The organism is Gemmatimonas sp. (assembly GCF_044345575.1).
Taxonomy (GTDB): Bacteria; Gemmatimonadota; Gemmatimonadetes; order Gemmatimonadales; family Gemmatimonadaceae; genus Gemmatimonas.
This window is the reverse complement of record NZ_JBIJAW010000150.1, coordinates 1-7901: the sequence shown is the minus strand read 5'-3', so window position 1 is coordinate 7901 and position 7901 is coordinate 1. Positions and strand designations below refer to the sequence as shown.

Below are 7901 nucleotides of genomic sequence, written 5' to 3'. Positions count from 1 at the left end.
ACCGCGATGTTGTTCAGCGACGAGTGGGGCGGTGGTGGCGCGCCCAAGTGCCGCGCCGGCGACAAGCCGGAGTGGGGCGCCAACGCCATCTTCGACATCGTGACCGATGCGTCGGGCAAGAAGAAGCTCCAGTTCCGCAGCTACTACAAGATCCCGACGTATCAGACGGCGAACGAAAACTGCGTGGCGCACAACGGCTCGCTGATTCCGGTCCCCGGGCGTGACATCATGGTGCAGAGCTGGTACCAGGGTGGCGTCTCGGTGTTCGACTGGACCGACACGAAGAATCCGAAGGAGATCGCCAGCTTTGACCGTGGCCCGGTGGATGGGTCACGCATGGAGATGGGTGGCTCGTGGTCGGTGTATTGGTATAACGGCCACATTGTGAGCAGCGAGATCGCCCGCGGCATGGACGTGGCCGAACTTGTACCCAGCCAGTATCTCACGCAGAACGAAATCGATGCCGCCAAGACCGTGAAGTGGGAGCAGCTCAACGCGCAGGGACAGCCGAAGATCTCCTGGCCGCCCAGCTTCCCGCTCGCCAAGGCCTACACCGATCAGCTCGAGCGGAAGGGATGCGCGGCAGGTGCGGTGACCGCGCTGCGCACGCAGATCTCGGCGGCCGAGAAGGCCAACGGCGCGGCCCGGAACACGGCGCTCGACGCCGCGGTGAGCGCGGCGGAAGGCGCGCGCGGCTGCGACGGCAAGAAGACCGATCTGCTGAAGAAGGCGCTGCAGGATCTCCGAGCACCGGCGATGTGAGGCTGTGGATCACGCAGCACGCATGACGTCGTCGAACGACGCCCCGCGGCTCGTCACGCGCGCCACCCGTAAGACGGGCCGGTATGCTCTGCTCGGGGCATCGCCGGAAGAGGCGCGTGTGGTGTGGTTCGTGTTGCACGGCTATGCCCAGTTGGCGCCGCGTTTCCTGCGGCATTTCGATGGGGTGGTTCCTCCCGACACCTGCATCGTGGCGCCCGAGGGGTTGTCGCGGTTCTACGTGGACATGCCGCGGGGCGACGGCGCTCACCTGCAACGGGTGGGCGCTACGTGGATGACGCGGGAGGACCGCGAGCACGACATCGCCGATGCGCTGTACTGGCTCGACACGGTCCATGACGACATCGTCGGCGCGTGCCAACAGGCGCCGACGATTGGCGTGCTCGCCTTCTCGCAGGGCGTGGCCACGGCCACGCGGTGGCTTGCGAGTGGCACCGTGCATCCGCGCGCCTTCGTGGTCTGGGCCGGCGGCCTCGCGAATGATGTGCCGGCCGATACACTCCGTGCGGCGTTGGCGGAGTCGCAGGTCGTACTGGTGCGGGGGATTCACGACACGCTGATGTCGGCGGAGCAGGGCGAGGCGTTGCACGCGCAGCTCCAGCAGCTGTCGCCACGGGCGGAGTACGTCACCTTCGAGGGCGCGCACCATCTCGAGCGTGCGGTGCTCGCGCCACTGCTCGCGCGACTCTCGCCCTGACCATGTCTGGCGGGATAGTTTCCCGCATGTCTTTCATCACCCGTTCTCGTGCCACCGGCACGGCCGCTTCGTTCGCGCTGATCACGGGCGCGTCGATCCTCCTCGCCGCCTGCGGGTCGTCCAGTGACCGCCCCGCCGATTCCACGGTCGCCATGTCGGCGGCTGATACCGTGCCGTCGACCGAGGGGATGATCGATGTGCCGGGGGGCCGGGTGTGGTATCGCAAGCTGGGCAACGGCCCCGGCACGCCGCTGCTCGCGCTGCACGGCGGTCCCGGAGGCACGGCGTGCCGCTTCGAAGTGCTGGCGCCGCTGGCTCGCGAACGCCCGGTGATCTTCTACGATCAACTCGGCTCCGGTAGATCGGATCATCCCACCGACACGTCGCTTTGGCGTGTCGACCGCTTCGTGGCCGAGCTGAGCGCCGTGCGCCAGGCGCTCGGTCTCACGCGCGTGCACCTGCTGGGGCATTCGTGGGGCGGGGCGCTGGCGGCGGAGTACATGGCCGCGGCCAAGCCCGACGGCGTCGTGAGCGTGATCTTCAGCAGCCCACTCATCGATACCCCGCGCTGGATCGCCGATGCCGATTCGCTGCGGGCCCAACTGCCGGCGGAGATCCGTCGCGTGCTCGATGAGGAGGAGCGAAAGGGCACGCTCGACTCACCCGCCTACATGGCGGCCACCGATTCCTTCTACGCGCGTCATGTGCGCCGGCTGCCGGTGGCCGATGAGCCGCGCTGCGCCGGTGTGGCCTCCAACGACACGATCTACCGGCAGATGTGGGGCCCCACGGAATTCCTGAGCACGGGGAGCCTGCGCACGTGGACCCGCGCGGCCGAGCTGAAGCAGATCACGCAGCCCACGCTGTTCGTCGCTGGCGAATTCGACGAGGCGCGCCCGAGCACGCTCGAGGAGTTCCGCGCCACGATGCGCGATGCGCAGATGGTGGTGATCCCCGGCGCGGCGCATGCGGCGATGCGCGAGAAGCCCGCGGAGTACGTCGACGCCGTGCGCGCCTTCCTCGCGCGGGTGGAACAGCCGGCGGGCAAGTGAGCACACCGATTGCCGCAGCGACCCTCGCCCGCCTTACGCTGCCGGGGCTGGTGGCGCAGTGGGCGCGCATGGTGGACTACCTGGCGCGACAGCCGGTGACCGACGCGGAGTTCGTGGCCGACCTCCTCGTGCGGCACGAGATCGCGCAGCGGTTGCGGGCGAAGCCCACGACGCTGGAAACGCGCGAGATGCTGGCCGAGATCGACGAACACTTCCGGGAGATCACGAGGGACGCGACCGCGCAGGATGCGAGTGGCTGCGTGGTGGGGGAGGCACGGGCGACGGCCGAGGGGTGGAGCGCCGCGCGCGAGTGGTATTTCTGGCGGGAGTTACGAGGGGGCTGATCACAAAGGTGCTCTTTGTGTCGTGTGAGTATTGCGCTTGTGAAACTTTTCACAAGGATCGGGCGTACATCTCTCCGTACCCGCACCGGAGCCCGTCATGCCGCACCGCACGCACAGCCCATCGCTCGCCACGACCGCCGCTGACGGACCCGTGGGCGCCATCCGGTCGGCCAACTCGCTCACCGCCACCGCGACCCACGCCACCGATCCCCGGCCACATGTCGTCATCGTGGGCGGCGGCTTCGCCGGCCTGTCGGCCGCGCGGGCGCTCGCCAACGCGCCGGTGCGCATCACGCTCCTCGATCGCACCAATCACCACCTCTTTCAGCCGCTGCTGTATCAGGTGGCCACGGCGGTGCTCAACCCGTCCGACATCAGCGTCCCCATTCGCTGGCTCCTGCGCACGCAGCAGAATGCCACCGTCGTGATGGCAGACGTCGATCGTATCGACCCGCACGCCAAGACCGTGTCGCTCGATAGCGGCACCGTGCTGTTGTCGTTCGACTACCTGCTGCTCGCGGCCGGGGCCCGCCATGCCTACTTCGGCCACACCGAGTGGGAACAGCACGCGCCGGGGCTCAAGAGCATCGAAGACGCCCTCGAAATGCGGCGTCGCTTCCTGCTGTCGTTCGAAGCGGCCGAACGCGCCAGCGCCGCCGGTGAGCGCGACGCGCTGCTCACCTTCGTCATCGTCGGGGGCGGCCCCACGGGTGTCGAGCTGGCCGGCATGATCCCCGAGATCACCCACCATGCGCTCACCGGCGAGTTCCGCCGGATCGACCCGCGCAAGGCGCGCGTGCTGCTGCTCGAAGGCGGACCCCGCATTCTCCCGGCGTTTCCCGAAGCGCTGTCGGCCCGCGCCCAGCGGGATCTCGAATCGCTCGGCGTGGAAGTGCGCACGAACTGTATCGTCACGCACGTCGACAGTGATGGCGTCGTCGCGGGCGGCGAACGCATCGATGCCCACACCGTGTTTTGGGGGGCGGGCAATCAGGCCTCACCGCTGGCCCGGCAGCTCGGCGCGCCCACCGATCGCGCGGGGCGGGTGGTAGTGAACCCCGACCTCAGTGTGCCGGGGCACCCCGACATCTTCTGCGCCGGTGACATCGCCGCCACGACCACCGCTGCCGGCACTCCTGTTCCCGCTGTGGCCCCCGCCGCGAACCAGATGGGGACGCTCGTGGGGCGCAACATCGCCCGACGCGTCGCCGGCAAGGACGGCGAGTCGTTCCGCTATCTCAACAAGGGCGACCTCGCCACCATCGGCCGGCACAAGGCCGTGGCGGTCATCGCCGGCCAGCAGTTGCACGGTCTGTTCGCGTGGCTCACCTGGCTCTTCGTGCACATCCTCTATCTCGTGGGCGTGCGCAACCGGGTGAGTGTGGTCGTGCAGTGGGCGTACCAGTACTTCACGTTCCAGCGCGGTGTGCGACTCATCACCGGCACCACCGTGCACCGCCTCCTCAAGGCCAGCAAAGCGGCGCACGAGAAGCGACGGGCGGCGTAAACCGGGTGAGGCGCGTCATCTCGTCGGGGTGACGCGCGTACGCCGGCGAAACTGCGCCATGGCCGAGCGCGTACGGTGGGCATGCGCTTGCTCCTCAACATCATCTGGTTCATCTGCGGCGGCTTCTGCGCCTGGCTGGGATGGATGCTTGCCGGCGTCGTACTGGCGTGCACGGTCGTCGGCCTGCCGTGGGCCTTCGCGGCCTTTCGCATTGCGCCGTTTGCGGCGTGGCCCTTCGGGCGCACGCTCGTCGATGCGCGCGTGGTCGGGGAGGAACGCATCGTCGGCACCGGAATCGCGAACATCCTGTGGATCGTGTTCGCCGGGTTCTGGCTGAGCCTCGGCCACATCCTCGCCGGTGCAGCGCTGTGCCTCACGATCATCGGCATTCCGTTCGGCATCGCCCACTTCAAGATCGCCCAGGTGAGCTGGGCCCCGCTCGGCAAGCGCATCGTCGAGGCGTAAATTGGCGGGATGATGAATCTCGAGCAGGCGAATGCCCGTGCGCAGGGCTTCTTCCCCGGCTATCTCGGCATCGTCTTCACGGCGGTCGGACACGGGGAAATCGAGGCGGAGTGCGCGGTGCGCCCCGAACTCATGGCACCCAACGGCTACCTGCACGCCGGCGCGGTGGTCACGCTCGCCGACTCGTGCGCCGGATTCGGCTGCATGGCCACGCTACCCGATGGCGCCGACGGTTTCACCACGGTGGAGCTCAAGACCAATCATCTCGGCACGGCGCGCGATGGCACCATCACCTGCCGCGCCCACGTGGTGCACACGGGACGCACCACGCAGGTGTGGGATGCCGAGGTGAGGCATCGCGAAAGCGGACGCACCCTCGCGCTGTTCCGCTGCACGCAGATGATTCTCTATCCGCGAGCCGTCGCCGACCCCCGGGGAGAAAAGGAGAAGGGGAGGAACTGAAATTGGGAGAAAAGGGGAAAAAGAGAAAATGAGCACGACCACTTCGTGATCATCTCGAGAAAGCCTTTTCGCTTTCCCCCTTTTCTCCCTTTCCCCTTTTCTCCCAATTTCAGTTCCCCCTTTTCTCTCTTTCTCAATGCCAGAAGAGAGGCGGCGTTAGAGCTGCCCCAGCCACGATAGCTTCACGATGAGTGAGCGGGCCATGGGCGACGTGCCGGTCATCACCGCCTGCCGGTCGTTGTACACCACGTACAGGAACGAAAGGGGCAGGAACTCCCAGCTGAAGCGGGCATTGAGCGACGCGCGCTGCACGGCGGTGTTGTACTGGTAGAACGCACTCCACTGCACGCGTGGATTGAGGAAGATGCGCACTTCGGGGCCCGCGAGGTGCGTGATGAAGCTCGAGTCGCGCGTGCCGAGACTGCGCAGCCGGTTGATCTCGTAGCTGCCGCGCAGCGACACGTACGGGCTCGGTGACCACCGCGTGGTCACCTCGGCGCGATCGAGGTTGCCGTCGAAGAATGCGCCCGACGAGGTCGTGAGCGTGCCGGCGATAGGCGCGCTCTGGTCGCTTCTGATCGTCACGCCGGTCCGTACGTAGTCGTACGAGCCCGGAGCGATGCTCACGCGGGGGAAGAGCGGCACCGCCACGGTGGGGCGCTGAATGTTGTGTTCGAACGCCGGGGTGATGGTGGCGCCGTTGCGGAACAGCAGTTCGGCCGTGTACGTCACGTTCGATTCCTGCAGGCGCCCCGACTTCGGATCGTTGAACGCAATGGCGTTGGGACCATGCCGAATCCACACCATCGAAGGGGGGAGCCAGCGCGGCTGCACCGTCCACGTGGCGAACGGATTGGTCATCACCACATCGGGGCGCGAAACGAACCCCATCTGCGGGTTGTAGTCGCGCGTTACCACGGCGCCCAACACGCCCAGAAGATTGGTGTTGGTGTTGCGCGTGATGCCGTAGGTGCCGGCGAGCCCCGTGCGGCCGTTTTCGTTCGACGCCGACAGCATACCGGTGAATTGCGTGAGTTCACCCAGGCGTGCGAGCGCATCCATGGCCACGACCACATTGCGCCGCCCTTCGATCGTCAGATCGGGCGCGGTGATGTCGCCGTCGCGCAGGGCCGCGGTGGCGCCGATGCGTGTGGAGCGCCCGAAGAAGCGGCTGCCGCGCACAATGCCGAACGTCGTCGCGCCCTGTGTGCCATTGGCCGCCTGGCGCATCGCGAGCGCGCCGGCGGTGGTGCGCCCGGAGCGGAAGGCATAGCGCAGTCCCGCGTCGATGGGGAGCGGCGTGCCATCGTCGCCGAGGCCGATGCGGCGCGTGAAGAACGGCTGCACGAAGTAGCGTCCCGACACGCCGCCGATGCCGCCGATAGTGGTCGCGCCCAGCCCGCCGGCATTCAGCAGATCGGCATTCTCGAGGAAGAATTGCCGCCGCTCGGGGAGGAACACGTTGAAGCGTGTGAGGTTCACCACCTGACGGTCCACGTCGGCCTGCGCGAAGTCGGTGTTCACCGTGGCTTCGAGCAGACTGTTCGCCGAGGGCGCCCAGATGATTTCGCCGCCGACATCACCGGTTCGTCCCTTGAACGCGTTGGTTGCGCGATCGGTGACGCTCGTGCCGAGCACGTACGGGCGCACGCGGATGTTGGTGCGCGGCGGCGGCGGCTTGATGGAGTCGAGCACGCCACCGTAGGAGATGCGCCACGACGAGAGCTGCCGCGGATACGGCATCCACGCGCTCCACTGCGCGACCCGTCGCGTATTGCGCACGAAGTTGATGTCCCAGCTCGTCAGCCCCGGTGTATAGCGCAGAGAACGCCACGGAATGGAGAACTCCGCCGTCCAGCCACTGTCGGCGCGCGTGGTGCGCACCTTCCACAGGGCATCCCAGTTGAAGTTGAACGCATCGCCGCCGTCGAACGCCTGCACATCGGCCTGCGAGCCGAGCGGGGTAGTGGAGAACTGGAGGACGGTGCGGCGGTCTCCCAGCGGACCGATGCTGGCGCCAAAGACGTCGTTCTCGGGGGGCTCGAAGTCGCGACGGAGGTCGGGCATGCGCAGGGACTTGAGTCCCGCGCTGTCGCGGTTGAAAGCGCCGATGTAGAGGTTCTCGTCGTCGAACAGCACGCGCACCTCGGTGGGGTAGCGCGTGGTGGCTACGTAATCCGGGCGCGCCTGTGCGAAGTCGCCGGCCACCGGTGCGTTACGCCAGTCGGCTTCGTCCAACTTGCCGTCGATCGTCAGTCGGGCCACCGCGCGCCGTGCGACCAGTCGCTTGCGCGTGCTGTCGGTGGGCTCGGGGACGGTGGACGGCTGTCCCGCGAGGATGCGCGGGGCGGCCGTGCCCAGCAGCAGCGCGGCCGGTACGAGGAGCGCACGACAGGCACCTCGTGCCTTTCGGGAAAATGAAACCTGACGCATCCGCGCAAGGTACGGTCGGCCACCGGCCGGTGTCCAATGGCTGGTGTCCAATGACTGGTGCTCACGCTACCCTTCGGCCATGTCCAAACGGAATCTGTTGGCGGTGGGACTCACGCTCGTGTCCCTCGGGCTGCTGTGGCCTGGGCTGGTGGAGCCGGTGC

The 7901-nt window shown here is 67.4% G+C and carries 7 protein-coding genes and 1 pseudogene; 7 read left to right on the top strand and 1 reads right to left on the bottom strand.

Annotation, left to right across the window (positions count from 1 at the left end; all coding sequences use genetic code 11):
* The 7 genes and pseudogenes from ACIQ6O_RS10010 to ACIQ6O_RS09980 form a co-directional block, all read left to right on the top strand.
* Positions 1-762: pseudogene (locus tag ACIQ6O_RS10010) on the top strand (hypothetical protein); the annotation flags it as partial.
* A gap of 22 nt (positions 763-784) precedes the next feature.
* A complete protein-coding gene (locus tag ACIQ6O_RS10005; RefSeq protein ID WP_396207642.1) occupies positions 785-1477 on the top strand; it encodes an alpha/beta hydrolase in 693 nt (230 codons plus the stop codon).
* 26 nt (positions 1478-1503) lie between these two features.
* A complete protein-coding gene (locus ACIQ6O_RS10000) occupies positions 1504-2529 on the top strand; it encodes a proline iminopeptidase-family hydrolase (protein WP_396207641.1) in 1026 nt (341 codons plus the stop codon).
* Complete coding sequence (locus ACIQ6O_RS09995; protein WP_396207640.1) at positions 2526-2873, top strand: hypothetical protein; 348 nt, start codon at positions 2526-2528, stop codon at positions 2871-2873. The genes ACIQ6O_RS10000 and ACIQ6O_RS09995 overlap by 4 nt, the downstream gene beginning before the upstream one ends.
* Before the next feature lie 97 nt (positions 2874-2970).
* Entirely contained in the window at positions 2971-4380 is a 1410-nt protein-coding gene (locus ACIQ6O_RS09990) for an FAD-dependent oxidoreductase (RefSeq protein ID WP_396207639.1), read from the top strand.
* An 81-nt stretch (positions 4381-4461) separates the two neighbouring features.
* A complete protein-coding gene (locus ACIQ6O_RS09985; protein WP_396207638.1) occupies positions 4462-4845 on the top strand; it encodes a YccF domain-containing protein in 384 nt (127 codons plus the stop codon).
* A 9-nt stretch (positions 4846-4854) separates the two neighbouring features.
* The gene (locus ACIQ6O_RS09980) at positions 4855-5307 is read left to right on the top strand and encodes a PaaI family thioesterase (protein ID WP_396207637.1); all 453 of its coding nucleotides are present in this window, start codon (positions 4855-4857) and stop codon (positions 5305-5307) included.
* A 156-nt stretch (positions 5308-5463) separates the two neighbouring features.
* Here ACIQ6O_RS09980 and ACIQ6O_RS09975 read toward each other — a convergent pair whose 3' ends face one another.
* Positions 5464-7740: a DUF5916 domain-containing protein gene (locus ACIQ6O_RS09975; RefSeq protein ID WP_396207636.1), complete on the bottom strand. Its 2277-nt coding sequence runs from the start codon at positions 7738-7740 to the stop codon at positions 5464-5466.
* Between the last annotated feature and the right edge of the window lie 161 nt (positions 7741-7901).

Coding starts and splice junctions, on each gene's coding strand:
- ACIQ6O_RS09980 (WP_396207637.1), top strand. CDS start 4,855: ATGATGAATCTCGAGCAGGCGAATGCCCGTGCGCAGGGCTTCTTCCCC.
- ACIQ6O_RS09985 (WP_396207638.1), top strand. CDS start 4,462: ATGCGCTTGCTCCTCAACATCATCTGGTTCATCTGCGGCGGCTTCTGC.
- ACIQ6O_RS10000 (WP_396207641.1), top strand. CDS start 1,504: ATGTCTTTCATCACCCGTTCTCGTGCCACCGGCACGGCCGCTTCGTTC.
- ACIQ6O_RS09975 (WP_396207636.1), bottom strand. CDS start 7,740: ATGCGTCAGGTTTCATTTTCCCGAAAGGCACGAGGTGCCTGTCGTGCG.
- ACIQ6O_RS10005 (WP_396207642.1), top strand. CDS start 785: ATGACGTCGTCGAACGACGCCCCGCGGCTCGTCACGCGCGCCACCCGT.
- ACIQ6O_RS09990 (WP_396207639.1), top strand. CDS start 2,971: ATGCCGCACCGCACGCACAGCCCATCGCTCGCCACGACCGCCGCTGAC.